Raw genomic sequence first — 18,933 nt, forward strand, 5'->3', positions numbered from 1 at the left:
ATATGGTATTATTAAGAGAAAGGGAAGCTGTCTGTATAACCACTATTTGAAAGATGTGATTCTTTGAAAAAGCCGAATTTAATCAGACTGGATGCTGAGGAAGATATTGAAGTATTCTATAGATCTGTCATGAAAAATACCGATTATTTTACGGATTACCAGAAGGCACTCCCGACATTGGACGAGGTTAAGCAGGAGTTTTTCCATGATATCCCGCCGTATGTCTACCTTGAAAATAAAGAAGTCTACGGTATATATATCGACCGGAAAATTTCAGGCTTTGTCGATCTCCTATACCGTTATCCTGACCAGGATACATGTATGATCGGATACTTGGTGATCGATTGGGATCAGAGGCGGACAGGCGTCGGTCAGAAGGTATATGATGAGGTCAGGGAATATATGAAACGCAGAAACATCAAAAAGATACGGGTTGGTGTGCTTGAAGATAACGTACCGGCTGTGAGTTTCTGGATCAAGCAGGGGTTCCAGGAAGTGGAGCAGATTGATACGGAATACGGGACGCAGATTACCATGGAGTATGAGTTATAGGCTGAGATAAGCGATGAGGTGATGATGTGATTACTGACCAGGACCGGAAATATTTAAAGCGCTGTGTGGCGCTGGCTGAAGAAGGTTTGAATAAGGGCAATGCGCCGTTCGGTTCATTACTTGTCTCTGACGGCAGAATTCTTTTTGAAGATCACAACAGGAACGCTGCCGGTGATGACACGAGGCATCCGGAATTTGAAATTGCCCGATGGGCAGCGAATCATCTGAATGAAACAGAACGGAGTACCTCTGTCGTATATACCTCAGGCGAGCATTGTTCCATGTGCGCTTCGGCACATGGGCTCGCGGGTCTCGGCCGCATCGTCTATGCCAGCTCCACTGAACAGTTGAACGCATGGCATAAAGACCTGGGTGTTGCACCCGGCAACCTAAAAGGGCACAGGGTTCATGAAATAATTGTCGATGCAGAAGTTGACGGACCGGATGAAAAACTGTCCGAAGAAGTGAGACAGCTCCAGTATGAATATCACTCCGGATGACAGTTTTTCACCCCTTCAGATTGCAATCTGAGGGGGTGTTTTAAAATGGAATGATTGGGGCAGGGGCCATTACCGGACCAGTATATAATAGATCACATAGAACCAGCTGAAAATACCATGAATGATCGCCCAGATGATCGATTGGTTCACGCTCCATGAAATGGTTACAGCCAGCACGGTACCGAATCCGACACCGGTTTTCACAACATTTTTTGTTCCATCCATTACGTCACTTCCTGTTCTTTCATATTATGCACATTTAAACCTATCATCTTATATATTTTCTATCTTCCATTCCCTTAGACAGTTTAGGACTCTCGGCAAGTTCATGTATATTCAAAGTGTATTATAACATGTTATAAATTGAATTAAACGTATTATTGTTGCATGATTATATAAAAGAGACGAAGGGGTGGGACTTGATAAACACTGAGCACGCGAGACGAATGGGGATGACAAAGCAATTGAATATCACAGAGGGGGATACTTATGAAATTACTTGCGGTAACAGCATGTCCGGTTGGGGTCGCCCATACGTTTATGGCAGCTGAAAATATTCAGCAGGCAGCTGACGAGATGGATATTGACATGAAGGTTGAAACACAGGGATCGATTGGTGTGGAGGATGCGCTGACAGATCAGGACATCCAAGCGGCGGACGGAATCATCATTGCGAGCGACAAAGACGTGTCCAAAGAACGGTTCCGAGGGAAGAAACTGCTTGTGGTCGGTGTGCAGGAAGGGATCAGAAATCCTAAAGCACTGATCGAACAGTTTGAAAATGATAAGGTTCCGGTATATAAAGCGGGTGCTGAGGCCAGTGATGAGGATAAAAGCGAAAAGAAAAAGGGTGAGAATCCGATATACCGCCATCTGATGAATGGTGTCTCCTACATGATTCCATTTATCGTGGTTGGCGGGCTGCTCATTGCGATTGCGCTGACCATCGGGGGAGAGCAGACCCCTGAAGGGATCGTCATTCCGGAAGATTCATTTTGGGCGCAGGTGGAAGCGATCGGGAATGCTTCATTTTCATTCATGGTGCCAATATTAGCAGGGTACATCGCTTACAGTATCGCTGACAGACCTGGGCTTGCCCCGGGGATTGTCGGCGGATTCATCGCTGCGAACGATAGCTTTTACGCAGCGGAAACCAATGCCGGTTTCCTCGGCGGCATTATTGCCGGCTTCCTGGCAGGATATATCGTACTTGCACTCAAACAGATAAAGGTGCCAAAAGCGATGGAGCCGGTCATGCCAATTATATTTCTGCCGATTATCGGCACGATTATTGTCGGTTTACTGTTCATCTATGTGATTGGCGCACCGGTGGCCACCCTGTTCGACGCCTTGACAACATGGCTGGAAGGCATGCAAGGGGCAAGTTCAGTATTATTGGCAATCATACTCGGCGGTATGATCGCAGTAGATATGGGCGGTCCATTCAATAAGGTGGCCTTCCTTTTCGGCGTCGGTATGATTGCTGAAGGTAATTATGGAATTATGGGTGCGATTGCGGTTGCAATCTGTATCCCGCCGCTCGGAATGGGTCTCGCGACCTTCCTCAACAAGAGGAAATATAATGAAAACGAACATGAAGCGGGAAAAGCGTCATTTACAATGGGTTTCTTCGGCATTACTGAAGGTGCCATACCGTTCGCTGCCCAGGATCCGTTAAGGGTGATTCCAAGTATTGTGACAGGTTCAATGGTCGGGGCGGTCATCGCGATGCTGAGCGGCGTCGGCGACCATGTGGCACATGGCGGTCCCATTGTCGCCATCCTTGGAGCTGTCGACAATGTGCTGATGTTCTTTGTCGCAGCGATTATCGGTGTCCTGGTAACGGCATTCCTCGTCAATGCGCTGAAAAAAGATCTCAGTGTGGCAGCAGCCGGCGGGGGGACAATTTCTGAAAGTGAGTTGGACGCTGAAGAAAAAGATGTTTCAGACTCAGCCCCGTCAACAGAAGCGGACAGTGCTGATGAAAAGATTGAAATGAACCAACTGACGGACATCCTTGATAAAAACTTGATCAAGGTCGAACTGGAAGCGGATAAACAGGATGCAGTCATCGATGAGATGATTCAGGTGCTGGATCAATCAGATGTGATTGTATCCGGTGCGGACTTTAAAAAAGACATTTTAGAAAGAGAATCTGAAGGGACCACCGGACTCGGTATGAACATTGCAATTCCGCATGCCAAGTCTGAAGCGGTAAAGAGACCGGCTGTGGTATATGGCAGGAACACCGGGGGCGTCGATTGGAACAGTGTCGATGAAACAGACGCCAAGCTGATTTTTATGATTGCAGTGCCGACTGAAGCAGCCGGAGATGATCATCTCAGAATACTTCAGATGCTCTCCCGACGGCTCATGGATGAGGACTTCAGGCAGCAGCTGCTCGCAGCGGACACGGTTGATGAAGCGTATGCATTGCTCGATGATATAAAATAGCACTGTAAAAGGAGAGTGAAGGCATGGCAGAGACCTCCGTTTATCTGCGGCATAATCTTGAAAATATCCCTTTTTATCCTCTGCCTGACGGTTTTGAATTTGCATCCTATAAAAAGGGGGATGAAGCTCAATGGTCGGACATCTTAGCTGCAACCGGAGAATTTATTGACAAAGCGGCGGCATTGGACAGATTTCATCAGGAAATGGGGCCGGCAGAAGATCTCGATGAAAGGATGATATTCATACGGAATCAAAATCTCGAATTGATCGGCACTGTAACTGCATGGTATGGGACGGTTAGTGATGTAGAGATGGGGAGACTGCATTGGGTTGAAATCATGCCGGATTATCAGGGTCTGGGTCTGGGCAGACCGTTGATATCAAAAGGCATGCAGATACTAAAAGAAAAGCATGGGCGCGCTTATTTAAAGACACAGAAAAGCAGCAGGGCGGCCATTCATCTTTACAGAAAGCTGGGCTGGTCCCCCATCAAGGTCAATCAGCCGCATGCCTAATTATATGACTGATGAACAGGAGGTATTTATGAAAAGTGAACCGATATTTTTGGAACCTGTAATGCAGGAAAGAATTTGGGGCGGGGTGAAGCTGCGTGAAAAATTCGGCTATGACATCCCGTCTGAAACGACCGGTGAAGCCTGGGTCATATCGGCCCACCAGAATGGTCCGTCCAGAGTGATTAACGGCCAGTATGAAGGCAAAACTCTGGATGAGCTGTGGGCAGCCCATGGGGAACTCTTTAATAAAAAAGAAGCCGGAGCGGAGTATCCGCTGCTCGTTAAAATATTGGATGCGGCCGATGATCTGTCCGTCCAGGTCCACCCGGATGATGCGTATGCCGCCAGGATGGAGAATGTCCCTTATGGGAAAACCGAGTGCTGGTATGTATTGGAAGCAGCGGAAGGGGCAAACATTATTTTAGGCCATACCGCTTCTGATAAAGAGACATTTGATCAGATGATTGATCGTAATGCGTGGGAACAGCTCTTTAGCTATGTGGACGTAACCGAAGGGGATTTCATCTATGTGCCGAGCGGCACCATTCATGCGATCGGCCGGGGGATCACGATTCTGGAAGTCCAGCAGAGTTCGGATGTCACCTACAGGGTTTATGACTATGACAGAACCGATAGTCAGGGGCAGAAAAGAGCGCTGCATCTGGATAAGGTGCGGGAAGCTGTCAATATTCCGCATGCTGCCCCCCAATTAGACTTTTCTGAAACAGGGGATGCCGAACACAGACAGACCCGGCTGGTGGAAGCGGAGTATTTCACAGTGGAAAAATGGGAAGTCGCCGGAGCGTCTGAATTCGAATGGGAAGCGGACTTCCTGCAAGTCAATGTCATAGAAGGCAAAGGGCGGATGAAAGCCGGGGATAAAGAATATAAGTTAATGAAAGGGATGAATTTTATCCTTCCACACGGCATTGATTCTGTGAACATTGACGGGGAGATTGAACTGATTGTTTCCCATCCTTAAAGGATACAAGTGAAAAACAAGAAAGACTTACTGGAAACAAACATGCCCATGTCTGTTTCCAGTAAGTCTCTTTCTATGCGATGATTTCTTTAGCGATCACAGCTGCGCCCAGTATGCCCTGATCATCATTTAGCTCAGGCGGGACGATAAACTGGTCGATATCGTCGATTTTAATATATCCATTCATCAGTGCTGTAAACGATTCTTTGATTAATGGATACAGCTGCATTTGTTTCATGACTCCACCGCCGATGACAATCTTTGCCGGGGAAAGGACCAGTGTGTAGTTCACAAGTGCCTGGGCAATATAGTATGCAATGGTTTCCCACAACGGATCATTGGCGCTTATTGTTACAGCCTTTTGTTTCATGCGTTTTTCAATGGCAGGCCCGGAGACCAGGCCTTCGAGACATGATCCATGGGAAGGACAGATGCCGATGAAGCCATCGTCATTCATTTGATTGATAAAAACATGTCCCATTTCCGGGTGGTTCTGACCGATATAACTGTCCCCATTTTTGACAAACCCGCCGCCAATCCCAGTACCGACAGTGATATACAGACAGCTGTCCTGTCTTTTGGCACTGCCGAAATGATATTCGCCTAACGACGCCGTATTGACATCGGTGTCTATGGCAACAGGGCGTTTCATTGCCTTCTGCACCTCATTTAACAATGGGTAGTACTGCCACTCCAGTTTAGGCGTATTTTGGATCATCCCGTAATTTGCACTGTTTCTATCGAGATTGATGGGGCCGAAAGCGCCGATTCCCACGGCCTCAACATCATATTTTTCAAAGAATTGATATACAGCGTTCATTGTGGTTTCCGGTTCAGCGGTCGGAATCGTCACTCTGTCGAGCACGCTGTTGTCATCCAGAACGGCACAGACGAATTTAGTGCCGCCGGCTTCAATTGCTCCGATCATCGCAGACTCACTCTCCTTATGCTCTATACTAACAGTTGACTCCTGAAATGACAGTTTAAAAGCAGCCGCAGAGTAACCGGGTATGATTCTTACTCATTAAATACGTCAACCAGGAAAGTCGAAAGTTCAGGGAAGAAAATCAGTAAAAGCATAACAACCACAATCGGAATCAGGAAGGGAAGCACCCCTTTATACATGGTACTCATAGGAATATTACCCACCCGTGATACTACAAATAAGGCCATGCCCATGGGGGGTGTTAAAATGCCAATCATTAAATTTAGAATGACAAAAGCACCGAAAAAGACGGGATCGATGCCAACACTTGTGGCCACTGGAATCAGAACTGGAACAACAAGCACGAGCAGCGCCAGCGCCTCAATGAATGTCCCCAGGAGTATCAGCAGCAGACTCATCAGCATAAGCAGAAAAACAGGGTTCTCAGTAATGCCTAAGAAGGCATCAGCTATTTTAATCGCCACCTGTTCTCTGGCTATGAACTGTCCAAAAAATTCTATGGCAGCGAGCATGAGTACTACTACGCCGGTTAATTTAAAGGATTCTATGATATTGTTGTACACTTTTTTAAACGTTAATTCCCGATAGACAAAAAACCCAAGAAACAGCGCATACACAGTACTGACAACGGCCGCTTCCGTAGGTGTGAAAAATCCGGAAAAAATGCCAGCAATGATAATAACAGGTGTCAGCAGTGCCCAAAATGCCTTCAGGAAATTTTGACCAGCTGTTTTTAAATTTGGCCGTTCAAGCACTTGGTAATTGCGGGTTTTCGCAAGGATGAACGTCATGGCAAAAAGAGCTAATGCGATAAGGATTCCTGGAACCGCTCCGGCAATAAACATCGATGCTACAGACACATTGGCAAGGGCAGCGTAAATAATCATATTTAGACTGGGCGGTATAATACCGCTTAGAATTGAAGTCGCTGCCGTCAATCCACCATTAAAATCATCATGATAGCCTGCCTTGCGCATCGTTCTGATCTCCAGCTGGCCCAAGCCGCCGGCATCTGCCAATGACGAACCAGACATGCCGGAGAACATTAAACTGGCTGTTATGTTTACATGACCAACACCGCCAGGTACATGCCCGACCAAAGACATGGCAAAATTGAAAATACGGTCCGTAATTCCAGAAGCATTCATCAACGTACCTGTTAATATAAAGAATGGAATAGCCAGCAGGGTGAAATTATCAATCCCGCTGATCAACTGTTCCCCTGATGCAAAAATCAGGTTCCAATCCCCCATTATAAAGTACAAAAGACCGGCAATGAGTAACGTGAATCCGACAGGGATACCTAAAAAGAGTAGAACTATCCATGCGATGAAAATAAAAGCAATCTCCATCTACCTCACCTCCGCAGCTTTGTCTTTACGCCATTCCCGGAGGATCCGTTCAATCAACCGATAAATCATAAGCAGTGTTAAGATTGGAAGCGCTGCATACATATAAGATTGCGAAATTTTCAAGGTGACGAGATTCGAATTCATCTGATTCTGCACAATGGGGATACTGATGATAAACAGTATAATCAGTGCGCTAAGAATCAATAATTGGTTAAATATATAAACCCATTTTTGTGCCTTGGCTGGCAGTTTTTTTATGAATACATCAATGGAAACATGGCTGTCATCTTTAATACAGGCTGCTATTCCCAGATAACCAGCATAAATAAATAAGAGTTTACTTAATTCCTCTGTCCACACCAAGGGGGTCCCCAACCCTTGGCGTGTCAGAGTTTGTACGACTAATACAATCAGCATAGTTACAAATAAAGAGCTGCCTATAATTTCCTCAAAGTTATAGTATATTTTCTTTAACATGAGTCATCACCTTCACGGACGCTTATTCTCTTGCTTCATCGATTACTTCCATATATTCCTCAGCACCGTCTCCGATCTGATCGTAGTATTTAGGATAAGCCTCTGAAAGCGCCTCCCTGAATCCACTCAAATCAGGTTCTGTTATCGTTACACCTTCTTCTTCAAAGAAATCAACCAATTCTTCTTCTTCTGTTTGGAACAATTCCGTATGATGTTCTGTTGCTTCTTCAATACCGTCATTCAGAATTTGCTGCAGGTCTTCAGGCAGTTCTTGCCAAGTCTGATCACTTACCATATAGGTATTATCATTCACGACATGATTCGTCAGTGCAATATAATCTTGTACTTCGTGAAAACTTTGTGCTTCAATTGCAGAAAGTGGGTTTTCCTGTCCATCAACCTGACCTGTCTGCAGGGCAAGATAAACTTCACCAAAGTTCATCGGTGTCGGATTTGCTCCTGTATATTCTGCATAATCAAGCAGTGTTTCTGCTTCTGGTGTACGCAGGCTCATGCCTTCCATATCCGATACTTCATTGATTGGGAAATTGGAGGTTGTCACCCTTGTACCGTTATATGCAGTGTCCATTACACGTAAACCATGTTCTTCGGTCAGTTCAGTCCGCAGTTCATCTCCAAACTCCGTTTCATAAATCACTCGTTCTATATGTTCAAAATCTTCGATGACGTAAGGTACCATCAATAGTTGGGCACGGGGTACCCACTGATTTAAACGACCGATTTCAGCCAATGTAATATCAAGTGAGCCGTCTTCCAGCTGTCCCAGCATGGAAAGATCATCTCCAAGTTGAGCATCCGGGTACAGGCTGATGGTCAACTGTCCGTCACTCTCTTCTTCGACATAGTCTGCCAGCACTTCAGCTGCCTCGTATTCATTTGACTGTGTATTTGGCTGCATGCCGAATTCCAGTTCATAGGTTTCACCCGTGTCAGCGCTTTCATTATTGCTGCTTTCACTACCGCTGCTTTCACTTCCGTTGCTCTCATCACTGCTGCCCTCATCACTTGAGTCAGCACTTTCCTCATTGGCACCACATGCTGTTAACACCAGAAATACTATACTGAGTAATAAAATCAGATTTTTTTTCATTTAATGCCACACCCCTTTTATTTTACATTCATTCATTTTCCTGTACATTAATGCAAAATTTCTTCCTAATGTCTCCCGGACTTCTAAGTATAACGGCCAACCAATGGAGAAAGCGCAAGTGCGAGGCCAAATTTATCCTGACTAAAGCTCAAAATCTTTTACAAGCTGCTCAACTTTGTGCCTTTTGGATGGATCAAATTTAGATAAAGGTTTTTTCGTTGTGCCTGCATCGATGCCTTTAACATTCAGAATCTCTTTCAATGTCTGATAGATGCCGAGTTCCAGTATTCTCTCAATGACGTCATTGGCTTCGTGCTGGACTTCAAATGCTTCAATAAAGTTGTTCTGTTCACACAATTCCATGATTCTTCTGGAGCGGCGACCATTGACATTGTAAGTGCTGCCGATGGCACCATCCACGCCGGACAGCATGCCGTATACCAGCATTTCATCAAAACCTGAATAGATGAGTTTATCCGGATAACGCCTGCGCAGTCTTTCGAGTGCGAAGAAGTCGTTGTCGGTATATTTTACACCGATGACTTTATCGTTGGAGAAGAGCGCATCGAACTGTTCCATTGAAATCGATACGCCGGTCAGGGCTGGAATCGCATAGATGATCATATTGTTACCGGTTTCTGCAATGATTGTTTCATAATAATCCCTGATCTCTTCAAATGAGAACGGGTAATAGAACGGCGTCACCGCAGAGAGGCTGTCATATCCGAGGCCGGTCGCATATTTACCAAGTTCTACTGCTTCCTCCAAATTGATTGAGCCGACCTGGGCGATTAATTTCACTTCATCTCCTGCTTCATCTTTCACAATGTCAAAGATGAATTTCTTCTGATCTGTCGAGAGCAGGAAGTTCTCGCCGGTGCTCCCGTTGACATATAATCCATCCACTTTCTGTACATCGATATTATTTCTGACGACCTGCCTGAGTCCTGCTTCTTTCACATCCCCCTCCTCATCGAATGGTATAAGCAAAGCTGTAAAAAGACCTTTCATGTTCAATTCCCCCTAATGGTTGATAAACCAAGTCTGAAAAAGATATAATATTGTCAGACCAATTTATATCTTCATCATAAAAGGTGCAGGCGGGTAAGTCAAGGGTTAATTGACAGCGTTTACAAATGAATTTCGCAAATGCTGTCGCAGAATGAGTCCAGGTTTTTTTATATGATATGATGTCCTTGTCAGGAGTGGAAGCAGATGTCTATAAAGAATAATTCTTTAGTCGAAATCGCAATGGAACGCATCAAACAGCATATTGCCGACAATCATATGCAGCCGGGCGACAAATTTCTGTCTGAAGGAGAATTGACCGATCAGCTGCAGGTCAGCCGGACGGTGATCAGAGAGGCGCTGCGGTCACTGGGGTCATTAGGGATCATCGAAGTCAGGAAGGGCGGGGGCGTCTATGTCTCGGCTTCGGATTTCGAATCGATCAAACGCATTTTAAGACATCATTATGAAGTGCATGGCGCGAAAATCAAAGAACTGGTTGAAATCAGGAAAATCATTGAACTGGGGGCATTACGGCTGATTATAGAAAAAGATATGGATGTTGATGCTGACCGTTTGGAAGATATCAACAAAAATTATCGTGATGCGATATCAAAGGGTGAAGATACGAAGCGCCATGACCAATTATTTCACCAGCATATTATGAAAGAGGCGGATAACCAGACTTTTTATAATTTTGCTGATGTCATTCATGATTATTTCTCTCTTGTAAAGATTAATCTGATTCAAGATACTGATGCGCTTCTGAAATCATATCAGGAGCATGACGCGCTCATCAGCGCTTTAAAAGATAAAAAGCTGGCAGAGGCACATCGGATCATGTCGGAACATTTTGAACCGATTTTCCAGTTCATCCGGCAGATGGAGGTACAGACAGATGATGGATCCAATTAATTCGCATGAAAGAAAATCCTTGAAACAGACAGTTATTCAGGAGATAAAAGACTATATTACCGATAATCAGCTGGCATTCGGAGATAAACTGCCGACTGAGCGTCGGTTCACCGAGATATTCGGTGTCAGCCGTTCGGTGGTCAGAGAAGCCCTCAGCTATTTGGAGAACACCGGTGTGATTTATATCAGGCAGGGGCAGGGGGCTTTTTTAAAGCGCTCGAACATGGAAAATCTATTGGAGAATTTCTTCTTCCTCTGGCAGATCAACGGCGGGGAACAGGAAGAAATATTGAGTCTCAGATTAATCTTTGAGGCCAGTGCCATCGATGAAATCATCCGCAATGATGATACAGCTGAGATGGAGGCGTTACATAGAAAGGCGGGGGAAGATAAAGCCTCCGTTACTGCGGATACATTCAGAGCGGCGGACCGGCAGTTCCATGAACAACTGCTGAATGCGACCGATAATCATCTATTCACTCAGATGACGGGTGTGATCACCAATTATTTCTTCCAGATTGCCCGTGATATCGATTTAACAGAAAAAGAGGCCGCATTGATGATGGCGGAACATGAAAGTATAACAGCGGCACTCATCGAAAGAGATTCAGACAAAGCAAAAGCGCTGCTGGCGGACCATATATATAATGTGAGACGAAAATAGGTGACAGTTATGATGAGTTATTTGACGATAGATATAGGCGGGACGTTCATAAAATATGCACAATTGGATGCCAGTCATCATTTATCACACACAGAAAAAGTGGAGACCATAGAGAATAAGGATAACGCGATCCTGCATCAGGTCGAGGCGATCATTCAGACATCATTGGATAATGGCAGTCCGATTAAAGGGGTCGGTATCAGTACAGCCGGAATCGTCGATCGTGAAGCCGGGGAAATCATTTATGCCGGCCCGACGATTCCCAATTATAAAGGCACACCTTTCAAGAAATATCTGTCCGATCAATTCGACATACCGGTAGTTGTGGAAAATGATGTGAATGCTGCGCTAAAAGGTGAAATGTGGAAAGGTGCGGGCAGCGGGCGCGATGATGTGTTCTGCATTACATTGGGCACCGGCATCGGCGGGGCATATTATCAGGCAGGGCTGGTCGACGGGGCTTATAATCAGGCAAATTCCGTCGGCTATCTGCTCAAAGACCCGCGAAGCGGTTTGAACTTTGAAGGACGTGCTTCCACTGCAGCGCTCAAGAGGCGGATCAAAGAAACGCACGGCGGGCGCATGGACAGCGAAACAGTTTTCAGTCTGGCAAAAGCAGGGGATCAGAACAGTCTGGATACGCTGAAGGCATGGGCGGGGGACGTGGCTGAAGGGCTTGCACAGATCATCATCCTTATCGATCCGAAATGTCTGATTATCGGCGGCGGGATCTCCGCCCAGGGCGATTTTCTGCTGGATCTGATCCAAGCGCCTCTGACAGACTATTTGCCGGCGGATTTCTTGAAGACAGAATTGAAGATTGCTGAATTGTATAATGACGCCGCTTTGTTCGGAGCGGTCCAACCATTTATCGAGGAGGAAAAATAATATGCTGAACAAAGTGAAAAACGGTTTGATTGTGTCCTGCCAGGCGTTGGAAGATGAACCGCTGCACAGTTCATTTATCATGTCGAAGATGGCCCTGGCAGCCAAAGAAGGCGGGGCAGCCGGCATACGCGCCAATTCCAAAGCAGATATCATTGAGATAAAAAAAGAAGTCGACTTGCCGGTCACCGGTATTGTAAAGAGAGATTATGAAAACAGTCCAGTGTTCATTACGGCTACGTACAAAGAAATTGATGAACTGCTTGAGAGCGGCTGCGAAATGATCGCTATGGATGCAACGCTGAGAGCGCGGCCGGAGCACCTCACGGCGGGAGCGCTTGTTGAATATGTCAGAAAGAAAGATGCCGGTGTGGAATTGATGGCGGACATCGCTGATCTTGAAGATGCAAAAGCAGCAGAAAGTGCAGGGTTCGACTGTATTTCCACAACACTTCACGGATATACTGAAGAGACCAAAGATAAAAAATTATATCACGATGACTTCGCTTTCCTCAAAGAAGTATTGTCAGCAGTCGATATCCCCGTCATTGCCGAAGGCAATGTCATCACACCGGAAATGTATAAAAGATGTATGGCACTCGGTGCTTATGCAAGCGTCGTCGGCGGGGCCATTACGAGACCGAAGGATATCACGAAACGGTTTGTTGATGGGCAGTAAAATTAGTGGGCATGGATCATATATATTCTGCAAAAAAACTTCCTGCTTAAGTTGAGCAGACTGCAAGCAGGAAGTGCTTATTTTCGTCAGGGGCACTTATATCCACCGTATCCATTTCATCAGTCATAATTCTCGAAGAAATCTTTGAGTATCAGTGCAGCGTCCCTGATATCACTGATATGAGAGAATTCAGCGGGGTTATGGCTGATTCCGCCGATACTTCTGACGAACAGCATTGTCATCGGATGGGCTCTGGCGATATTCATCGCATCATGCCCGGCACCGCTGGGCAGATGAACCGGCAGGTGCGCATTGCGTTTAAATGATGTTTCCATTTTAGAGATGATTTCCGGTGCTGCTGGAATGGGTTTCACTCTTGTCATCATGTCGGTCTCTACGGATACTGATGATTGTTCGGCAATGTTTTCCGCATGCTTCCTAACCGCTTGGATCAGCTGACCCTGCTGTGTTTCATCAATATCCCGCGCATCTACGATCAGCTCAACTTTACCCGGGATCACATTCACACCGTTTGGCGTGACCTCGATTTTACCGACTGTAGCCACGGCTGAATCACTGATGCTTTTAGGCACTCCGGGCAGTGTGCTGATAAACTCGGATGCGGCGACGAGTGCATCACTTCTGCCGGTCATTGGCGTGCTGCCGGCGTGGCCGGCTGTCCCGGTAAAGACGACATGCGTTCTTGTGGTCCCGGCGATGCCGTTGACGATACCTGTTGAGAGGCCTTTCTGTTCAAGCTGTTTTCCCTGTTCGATATGGATTTCGCCGTACACTCTGATTGGGTAATCCGGCCCTTCGCCGTTCAGGAACTCCTCCCGGGTCGATTCGATGTTTTCAAAAACCTGATCAGCCGTGAGGCCGTCGGGATCCCGGAATTTATCCAGTTCCGCATCTTCTATCAGCCGCATGAAACTCCGGCTGCCGGTCAGGCTGCTGCCGAAACGGCTGCCTTCCTCATCGGTGAAGATGACGACTTCATAGGAATACTCAGGGATGTACGCCTCCTCATACCACAGTTCCGCGATTTCAAGGGCGGTAAGAACACCGGCCACCCCATCAAAATGACCGCCGTTTGGCACCGTATCCACGTGGGAACCGGCCATGTATACTTTTGAGTCGTCTTTCCCTCTGTATCTGCCGAATACATTACCGGCTCCGTCTACTCTCACAGACATGCCGATCGCTTTCATCCATTTGACCACTTTATCCTTCGCCTTCAGTTCAAGGTCAGCATAGCCCATGCGGTTTGCGCCGTCATCTTTAGTGCGGCCGATTTCCGAAATTTCCAGGAGGCGGCTGTGCAGCCGTTGAGTCGTTTTGTCCTCAAGCACCTCTTCATTCATCTTATCCGTGAAGCTGTGTGTCATATGTCCACTCCTAATATGTGCCTTTTCCCCAATATACAACAAGGACGTCTTCTGAGACTAATGATACACACCGAGATCACATCAAATTTCGATATTGAGAGAATAGTTTTAATTTTAATCATTTTGGCTATAATGAGGATAAGATGTATATAGGAGGGGTGATGAATTGGAGATCGAAGAGTTTTCTGAAAATGCATTGACAATATACATGGGTGAAGATGTGGATGAAAAGATGAACCGCCGGCTTGTTTCCCTTAAAAATGAAATTGAGGGTATGGAAATTTCCGGCATTGAAGAGATTGTCATTTCCTATACGAGTCTTATCATCTACTACGATCTTTTTAATGCTGATGTTTCCGCAATCGAAGCGGCGGTAAAAAGTATAGATACGGATGCCCTGCTGCAGGGGGAGTTCGAATATAAGATTGTAGAAATCCCCGTATGCTACGGGGGGGAGTATGGCCCGGACATCAATGCCTTCTCTGAGGATGGACTCAGTGCAGATGATGTCGTTGAAATGCACAGCAACACGGAATATATCGTCTACATGCTTGGATTTATGCCGGGGTTCCCGTATCTCGGCGGCCTGGACGAACGGCTGCATAAAGCGAGGCTTTCCACACCGCGGATGAGGATTCCGGCTGGATCTGTCGGTATCGGCGGCAGACAGACCGGTATGTATCCATTTGAATCCCCCGGCGGATGGAATCTGCTCGGGCGGACGCCCGTGCATTTATTCGATGAACGGCGGGAAACGCCGATTCTGTATCAGGCCGGTGACAGGATTGTATACCGTTCCATCAGCGAAGATGAGTATAAGGAAATTAAAGCGCTGGCCGAACAGGGCGAATACGAAGTGAAATCACAGGTAAGGAGTGAGGGTTGATGGCGTTAAAGGTTAGAACCCCAGGCGTCTTTACCACGGTACAGGATTTGGGCAGGACCGGGCACCAGTCCTCCGGTTTTTCACCGGCCGGTGCGATGGATTACCGGGCGTGTATGCTTGCCAACTTCCTTTTGGGCAATGATGACAACGCTGCTGTTTTGGAGATGACGTATCAGGGCGGTACATTCGAGGCACTCCGGGATATGACGGTCGCCGCCGCCGGTGCAGAAATGCAGATGCATATCGGCGGGGTACCGGTTAAAACCGGCACGGCGGCTAATGTCCTCAAAGGCGAGACCATTACATTCGGACCGGCTTCAAAAGGGGCAAGAACATATCTTGCAGTAAGGAAAGGCTTTAATATTGAACCGGTGCTCGGCAGTGTATCGACGCATACGCGCAGCGGTATCGGCGGTTACCGGGGCCGGAGGCTTGCCGCCGGTGACATATTGCAAACGCTGCCTGAGGAGGCAGCATACCTTGCCGATAAAGTGACTGATATTGAGGAAGATGACGAGATCAGAGTGATTCCCGGCCAGCAGTATGACCGGTTCAAAAAAGATATGGATCAGTTTTATCAGGCATCCTATCAAATTACCAAGGACAGCGACCGTATGGGATTCCGGCTGGATGGGCCGCTGCTTGAAGCTGAAGGCGGTCATGACGTGCTCAGCGAACCGGCCCAGCTTGGCAGTATTCAGGTGCCAAAAGGCGGCCAGCCGATTATTTTACTTAACGACAGACAGACGGCCGGCGGGTATACAAGAATCGCCACGGTCGCGATGGCAGATATTCCAAAGCTGGTACAGAAAAAGCAGGGCGATGAAATTTATTTTACAGAAATCGGTGTGGAAGCAGCCAGGGAGGCATACATGAGTGAAATCAGAAGGATAAAAAACGGCGCCTATCTTGAGCCGGATAATGATTTTACTGTACACCGGCGGCGCTTAGCATCAAAACTTGAAAGTCATATGAAGAGGTGAAGCGGATGGATATGGAAAATATTAAAGAATTGGTGAAACTGTTAAAAGAAGAAGAGTTGAAAGTGATTACTGTTGAAGATGAGAAGGAGAAAATCCATATTGAAGCCGGTACAGGTGATGCTGCGGTCCCGGGCGGTGCACAGCCTGCAGCCAATGACAGTCCGCAGCACGCGGATGACGGCAGACAGGAAGTCAGAGCTGCCCAGGTCGGTACATTTTATACCGAAAAGTCGGAAAGCGGCGGAGAAAAATTTGTTGAAGCGGGCGATGAAGTATCCGCAGGCGATCAGCTGGGCATGATTGAAGCGATGAAAGTATTCAATGATGTGACGGCGGAAGTTTCGGGTACTGTGGAGGAGATCCTTGTTGAGAACGGTGCAGCGGTTGAGTTTGATCAGTCTTTGATGATCATCCGTCGGAAGGGAGATTAGTATGAAGAAAGTATTGATCGCCAACCGCGGAGAGATTGCTGTTCGGATCATACGCACACTGAAGGAAATGCACATTGCCAGTGTGGCCGTCTATTCGGTGGCCGATCGCGGGAGCCTCCATGTGATGATGGCCGATGAAGCCATCTGTATCGGTCCGGCGGTGAGCACAGGGAGCTATCTGAACATCGGCAGTATACTGGCCGCCGTCGAGACGAGCGGTGCTGACGCTGTACATCCCGGATATGGTTTTTTGTCCGAAACACCTGAGTTTGCCCGCAGGTGTGAGGAAGCCGGTATCAAATTCATCGGCCCGTCTTCGGAGATGATGAAAAAGATGGGGGACAAGGCAGAAGCGAGAAAAACGATGAAAGCGGCCGATGTACCGGTGATTCCGGGCAGTGACGGTGCCGTTACGGATTTCGACGGGGTCAAAAACACAGTGGAGGAAATCGGTTATCCGCTGGTCATCAAGGCGGTCTCCGGGGGCGGCGGTAAAGGCATGCGTTTTGTCGGCCAGGCGGATGATCTGCAAAAGCAGTATAAAGATGCGAGACAGGAAGCTAAGAACGCCTTCGGCGATGACCGTGTCTATGTTGAGAAATTTATCCCGAAAGCCCGGCACATTGAAGTGCAGGTAGTCGGCGACGGTCAGGGGAATGCAGTGCATCTGTACGAAAGGGACTGTTCAATCCAGCGCAAAAACCAGAAATTGATCGAGGAAGCGCCGGCCTCTGTCCTGAGCAGCGAATCGCGAAAATACATCACGGAGCGGACCAGCAAAGCAGTGGCGGAACTGGGCTATGAAGGGGCCGGAACTGTCGAGTATCTGTATGTTGAAGCGGAAGATGCCTTTTATTTTATCGAGATGAACGCGCGTATCCAGGTGGAACACACAATCTCTGAAGCAATCACCGGGGTGGATATCATCCGTCTTCAGCTGGCAGTGGCGCAAGCCAATCAATTTGATATCACCCAGGCAGACATCCAGATCAATGGCTGTGCACTGGAGACGCGGATCAATGCGGAAAATCCGGCCAAAGGTTTTATGCCTTCCCCGGGCAGGATTGAAGATGTCCACTTCGGCCTGGGGCGCGGCGTGCGTGTGGATACGCACATTTATCCAGGGTACCATATTCCGCCGAATTACGATTCCATGATCGGCAAGATCATCACCCATGCCGCTTCACGGCAGGAAGCGATTGACAAGATGCGCCATGTGCTTGCAGAGACGGTCATAGCCCCGGTTGATACGAACCTGGATTTTCAGCATTACCTGATGAATCATCCGAATTATGTGGATAATATCATCGATATCAAGTTTCTGGAGCGCAATAAAATTATCGAATAGAAAGGAAGATACACTGATGCTTACGGTAGATTTGAACTCGGATCTTGGAGAAAGCTATGGTAATTATACGATAGGGAAGGATGATGAAATTATTCCGCTGATCTCTTCAGCCAATGTCGCCTGCGGTTTCCATGCCAGCGATCCGTCGGTCATGCAAAAAACAGTTGACATGATCAAAAAAAGCGGCAGGACAGGCATCGGTGCCCACCCGGCCTTTCCGGATCTGATGGGATTCGGCCGGAGATACATGGACCTCACGATGGCGGAAGTCAGGAGCATTATGATCTATCAGATGGGGGCCCTGGAAGGGTTTGCCCAGATGTATGGTTTGAAGATGAATCATGTCAAACCTCATGGTGCACTATATAACGCAACGTTTCAGGATAAGGAACTGGCTGAAACCATTGCGGAGACAGTGAAAGCATACAATCCCGACCTTAAACTCCTGGGGCTCTCCAATCAGAATCTGGTGAAAGCCGGGGAAGCCGCGGGGCTGCCGGTCAGGCATGAAGTGTTTGCAGACCGCGCCTATGAAGATGACGGCACCCTCGTCAGCAGACGGGAGGAAGGGGCCATGATCACTGATACGAATGAGGCAGTCGGCCGTGTGATCCGCATGGTGAAGGAAGGGAAAACAGAGAGCATCAACGGCAGGGATATTGATATCCAGGCAGACAGCGTATGCGTCCATGGCGATGGCCCAAATGCGCTGGAGTTCGTCAAAGAGATCCGGCAGCAGCTGGGTGAAAACGGGATAGAAATCAAAACGATGTAACTTTGAGGGGTGGAAAACATGAATAATGGAAAGCCGAAAATGACGGTGGCCTAAAGACGGCTGCTGTTTGGTGCTGTCTTCC

The 18,933-nt window shown here is 47.3% G+C and carries 21 protein-coding genes; 14 read left to right on the forward strand and 7 right to left on the reverse strand.

Annotated elements, in window-relative coordinates; genetic code table 11:
* Nucleotides 1-63: 63 nt before the first annotated feature.
* Nucleotides 64-552 carry a GNAT family N-acetyltransferase gene (locus G343_RS0109635; RefSeq protein WP_020007933.1) on the forward strand — a complete coding sequence of 163 codons (489 nt, stop codon included), beginning with the start codon at nucleotides 64-66 and terminating at the stop codon, nucleotides 550-552.
* Nucleotides 553-578: 26 nt separating this feature from the next.
* Complete coding sequence (locus G343_RS0109640) at nucleotides 579-1,052, forward strand: nucleoside deaminase (RefSeq protein WP_020007934.1); 474 nt, start codon at nucleotides 579-581, stop codon at nucleotides 1,050-1,052.
* A 69-nt stretch (nucleotides 1,053-1,121) separates the two neighbouring features.
* Here the strand turns inward: G343_RS0109640 and G343_RS15585 are convergent, their stop codons facing one another.
* Complete coding sequence (locus G343_RS15585) at nucleotides 1,122-1,277, reverse strand: hypothetical protein (protein ID WP_020007935.1); 156 nt, start codon at nucleotides 1,275-1,277, stop codon at nucleotides 1,122-1,124.
* A gap of 264 nt (nucleotides 1,278-1,541) precedes the next feature.
* Between G343_RS15585 and G343_RS0109650 the strand changes: the two genes are divergently transcribed.
* The 3 genes from G343_RS0109650 to manA are packed head-to-tail and all read left to right on the forward strand — an operon-like array spanning nucleotide 1,542 to nucleotide 5,003.
* Entirely contained in the window at nucleotides 1,542-3,506 is a 1,965-nt protein-coding gene (locus G343_RS0109650) for a fructose-specific PTS transporter subunit EIIC (RefSeq protein ID WP_020007936.1), read from the forward strand.
* A 23-nt stretch (nucleotides 3,507-3,529) separates the two neighbouring features.
* Nucleotides 3,530-4,021, forward strand: a complete 492-nt coding sequence (locus G343_RS0109655) for a GNAT family N-acetyltransferase (RefSeq protein ID WP_020007937.1) — start codon at nucleotides 3,530-3,532, stop codon at nucleotides 4,019-4,021.
* 28 nt (nucleotides 4,022-4,049) lie between these two features.
* Nucleotides 4,050-5,003 (forward strand): mannose-6-phosphate isomerase, class I, encoded by a 954-nt coding sequence (gene manA, locus G343_RS0109660; RefSeq protein WP_020007938.1) that lies wholly within the window; start codon nucleotides 4,050-4,052, stop codon nucleotides 5,001-5,003.
* Between the two features lie 73 nt (nucleotides 5,004-5,076).
* Here the strand turns inward: manA and G343_RS0109665 are convergent, their stop codons facing one another.
* The 5 genes from G343_RS0109665 to G343_RS0109685 all read right to left on the reverse strand — a co-directional run bounded on the left by G343_RS0109665 (nucleotide 5,077) and on the right by G343_RS0109685 (nucleotide 9,900).
* Complete coding sequence (locus G343_RS0109665; RefSeq protein WP_020007939.1) at nucleotides 5,077-5,931, reverse strand: ROK family protein; 855 nt, start codon at nucleotides 5,929-5,931, stop codon at nucleotides 5,077-5,079.
* An 89-nt stretch (nucleotides 5,932-6,020) separates the two neighbouring features.
* Nucleotides 6,021-7,301 carry a TRAP transporter large permease gene (locus tag G343_RS0109670; RefSeq protein ID WP_020007940.1) on the reverse strand — a complete coding sequence of 427 codons (1,281 nt, stop codon included), beginning with the start codon at nucleotides 7,299-7,301 and terminating at the stop codon, nucleotides 6,021-6,023.
* Complete coding sequence (locus tag G343_RS0109675) at nucleotides 7,302-7,778, reverse strand: TRAP transporter small permease (RefSeq protein ID WP_020007941.1); 477 nt, start codon at nucleotides 7,776-7,778, stop codon at nucleotides 7,302-7,304.
* 22 nt (nucleotides 7,779-7,800) lie between these two features.
* Nucleotides 7,801-8,889 (reverse strand): sialic acid TRAP transporter substrate-binding protein SiaP, encoded by a 1,089-nt coding sequence (locus tag G343_RS0109680; protein ID WP_020007942.1) that lies wholly within the window; start codon nucleotides 8,887-8,889, stop codon nucleotides 7,801-7,803.
* Nucleotides 8,890-9,030: 141 nt separating this feature from the next.
* On the reverse strand, nucleotides 9,031-9,900 hold the full coding sequence (locus G343_RS0109685; RefSeq protein ID WP_020007943.1) for an N-acetylneuraminate lyase: 870 nt from the start codon (nucleotides 9,898-9,900) through the stop codon (nucleotides 9,031-9,033).
* Nucleotides 9,901-10,104: 204 nt separating this feature from the next.
* On the opposite strand from G343_RS0109685, the gene G343_RS0109690 reads away from it, so the two are divergent.
* Genes G343_RS0109690 through G343_RS0109705 form a run of 4 tightly spaced genes read left to right on the forward strand, consistent with a single transcriptional unit; the run spans nucleotide 10,105 to nucleotide 13,040 of the window.
* Entirely contained in the window at nucleotides 10,105-10,812 is a 708-nt protein-coding gene (locus G343_RS0109690) for a FadR/GntR family transcriptional regulator (RefSeq protein WP_020007944.1), read from the forward strand.
* On the forward strand, nucleotides 10,796-11,476 hold the full coding sequence (locus G343_RS0109695; protein ID WP_020007945.1) for a FadR/GntR family transcriptional regulator: 681 nt from the start codon (nucleotides 10,796-10,798) through the stop codon (nucleotides 11,474-11,476). The genes G343_RS0109690 and G343_RS0109695 overlap by 17 nt, the downstream gene beginning before the upstream one ends.
* 12 nt (nucleotides 11,477-11,488) lie before the next feature.
* A complete protein-coding gene (locus G343_RS0109700) occupies nucleotides 11,489-12,364 on the forward strand; it encodes an ROK family protein (protein WP_020007946.1) in 876 nt (291 codons plus the stop codon).
* A 1-nt stretch (nucleotide 12,365) separates the two neighbouring features.
* Entirely contained in the window at nucleotides 12,366-13,040 is a 675-nt protein-coding gene (locus G343_RS0109705; protein ID WP_020007947.1) for an N-acetylmannosamine-6-phosphate 2-epimerase, read from the forward strand.
* A 119-nt stretch (nucleotides 13,041-13,159) separates the two neighbouring features.
* On the opposite strand, the gene G343_RS0109710 is transcribed toward G343_RS0109705, so the two are convergent.
* A complete protein-coding gene (locus tag G343_RS0109710) occupies nucleotides 13,160-14,428 on the reverse strand; it encodes a M20 family metallo-hydrolase (protein WP_020007948.1) in 1,269 nt (422 codons plus the stop codon).
* A 166-nt stretch (nucleotides 14,429-14,594) separates the two neighbouring features.
* Here G343_RS0109710 and pxpB point away from each other — a divergent pair, with 166 nt between their 5' ends.
* The 5 genes from pxpB to G343_RS0109735 are packed head-to-tail and all read left to right on the forward strand — an operon-like array spanning nucleotide 14,595 to nucleotide 18,851.
* Entirely contained in the window at nucleotides 14,595-15,314 is a 720-nt protein-coding gene (pxpB, locus tag G343_RS0109715) for a 5-oxoprolinase subunit PxpB (RefSeq protein WP_020007949.1), read from the forward strand.
* Nucleotides 15,314-16,297: a 5-oxoprolinase subunit C family protein gene (locus G343_RS0109720; protein WP_020007950.1), complete on the forward strand. Its 984-nt coding sequence runs from the start codon at nucleotides 15,314-15,316 to the stop codon at nucleotides 16,295-16,297. The genes pxpB and G343_RS0109720 overlap by 1 nt, the downstream gene beginning before the upstream one ends.
* A 5-nt stretch (nucleotides 16,298-16,302) precedes the next feature.
* Nucleotides 16,303-16,728, forward strand: coding sequence for an acetyl-CoA carboxylase biotin carboxyl carrier protein (locus tag G343_RS0109725; protein WP_020007951.1), 426 nt, complete (start codon nucleotides 16,303-16,305; stop codon nucleotides 16,726-16,728).
* Nucleotide 16,729: 1 nt separating this feature from the next.
* Nucleotides 16,730-18,076 (forward strand): acetyl-CoA carboxylase biotin carboxylase subunit, encoded by a 1,347-nt coding sequence (locus tag G343_RS0109730; protein WP_020007952.1) that lies wholly within the window; start codon nucleotides 16,730-16,732, stop codon nucleotides 18,074-18,076.
* A 16-nt stretch (nucleotides 18,077-18,092) separates the two neighbouring features.
* Entirely contained in the window at nucleotides 18,093-18,851 is a 759-nt protein-coding gene (locus tag G343_RS0109735) for a LamB/YcsF family protein (protein WP_020007953.1), read from the forward strand.
* Nucleotides 18,852-18,933: the final 82 nt, after the last annotated feature.

Origin of the sequence: Salinicoccus albus DSM 19776 (assembly GCF_000385175.1) — a bacterium.
GTDB classification, from domain to species: Bacteria; Bacillota; Bacilli; order Staphylococcales; family Salinicoccaceae; genus Salinicoccus; species Salinicoccus albus.

Excerpts from the sequence above, each read along its gene's own strand:
- G343_RS0109665 (WP_020007939.1), bottom strand. The coding sequence starts at position 5,931 with ATGATCGGAGCAATTGAAGCCGGCGGCACTAAATTCGTCTGTGCCGTT.
- G343_RS0109710 (WP_020007948.1), bottom strand. The coding sequence starts at position 14,428 with ATGACACACAGCTTCACGGATAAGATGAATGAAGAGGTGCTTGAGGAC.
- manA (WP_020007938.1), top strand. The coding sequence starts at position 4,050 with ATGAAAAGTGAACCGATATTTTTGGAACCTGTAATGCAGGAAAGAATT.
- G343_RS0109735 (WP_020007953.1), top strand. The coding sequence starts at position 18,093 with ATGCTTACGGTAGATTTGAACTCGGATCTTGGAGAAAGCTATGGTAAT.
- G343_RS0109725 (WP_020007951.1), top strand. The coding sequence starts at position 16,303 with ATGGATATGGAAAATATTAAAGAATTGGTGAAACTGTTAAAAGAAGAA.
- G343_RS0109680 (WP_020007942.1), bottom strand. The coding sequence starts at position 8,889 with ATGAAAAAAAATCTGATTTTATTACTCAGTATAGTATTTCTGGTGTTA.
- G343_RS0109720 (WP_020007950.1), top strand. The coding sequence starts at position 15,314 with ATGGCGTTAAAGGTTAGAACCCCAGGCGTCTTTACCACGGTACAGGAT.
- G343_RS0109685 (WP_020007943.1), bottom strand. The coding sequence starts at position 9,900 with ATGAAAGGTCTTTTTACAGCTTTGCTTATACCATTCGATGAGGAGGGG.
- G343_RS0109695 (WP_020007945.1), top strand. The coding sequence starts at position 10,796 with ATGATGGATCCAATTAATTCGCATGAAAGAAAATCCTTGAAACAGACA.
- G343_RS15585 (WP_020007935.1), bottom strand. The coding sequence starts at position 1,277 with ATGGATGGAACAAAAAATGTTGTGAAAACCGGTGTCGGATTCGGTACC.
- G343_RS0109670 (WP_020007940.1), bottom strand. The coding sequence starts at position 7,301 with ATGGAGATTGCTTTTATTTTCATCGCATGGATAGTTCTACTCTTTTTA.
- G343_RS0109705 (WP_020007947.1), top strand. The coding sequence starts at position 12,366 with ATGCTGAACAAAGTGAAAAACGGTTTGATTGTGTCCTGCCAGGCGTTG.
- G343_RS0109650 (WP_020007936.1), top strand. The coding sequence starts at position 1,542 with ATGAAATTACTTGCGGTAACAGCATGTCCGGTTGGGGTCGCCCATACG.
- G343_RS0109700 (WP_020007946.1), top strand. The coding sequence starts at position 11,489 with ATGAGTTATTTGACGATAGATATAGGCGGGACGTTCATAAAATATGCA.
- G343_RS0109675 (WP_020007941.1), bottom strand. The coding sequence starts at position 7,778 with ATGTTAAAGAAAATATACTATAACTTTGAGGAAATTATAGGCAGCTCT.
- G343_RS0109655 (WP_020007937.1), top strand. The coding sequence starts at position 3,530 with ATGGCAGAGACCTCCGTTTATCTGCGGCATAATCTTGAAAATATCCCT.
- G343_RS0109730 (WP_020007952.1), top strand. The coding sequence starts at position 16,730 with ATGAAGAAAGTATTGATCGCCAACCGCGGAGAGATTGCTGTTCGGATC.
- G343_RS0109690 (WP_020007944.1), top strand. The coding sequence starts at position 10,105 with ATGTCTATAAAGAATAATTCTTTAGTCGAAATCGCAATGGAACGCATC.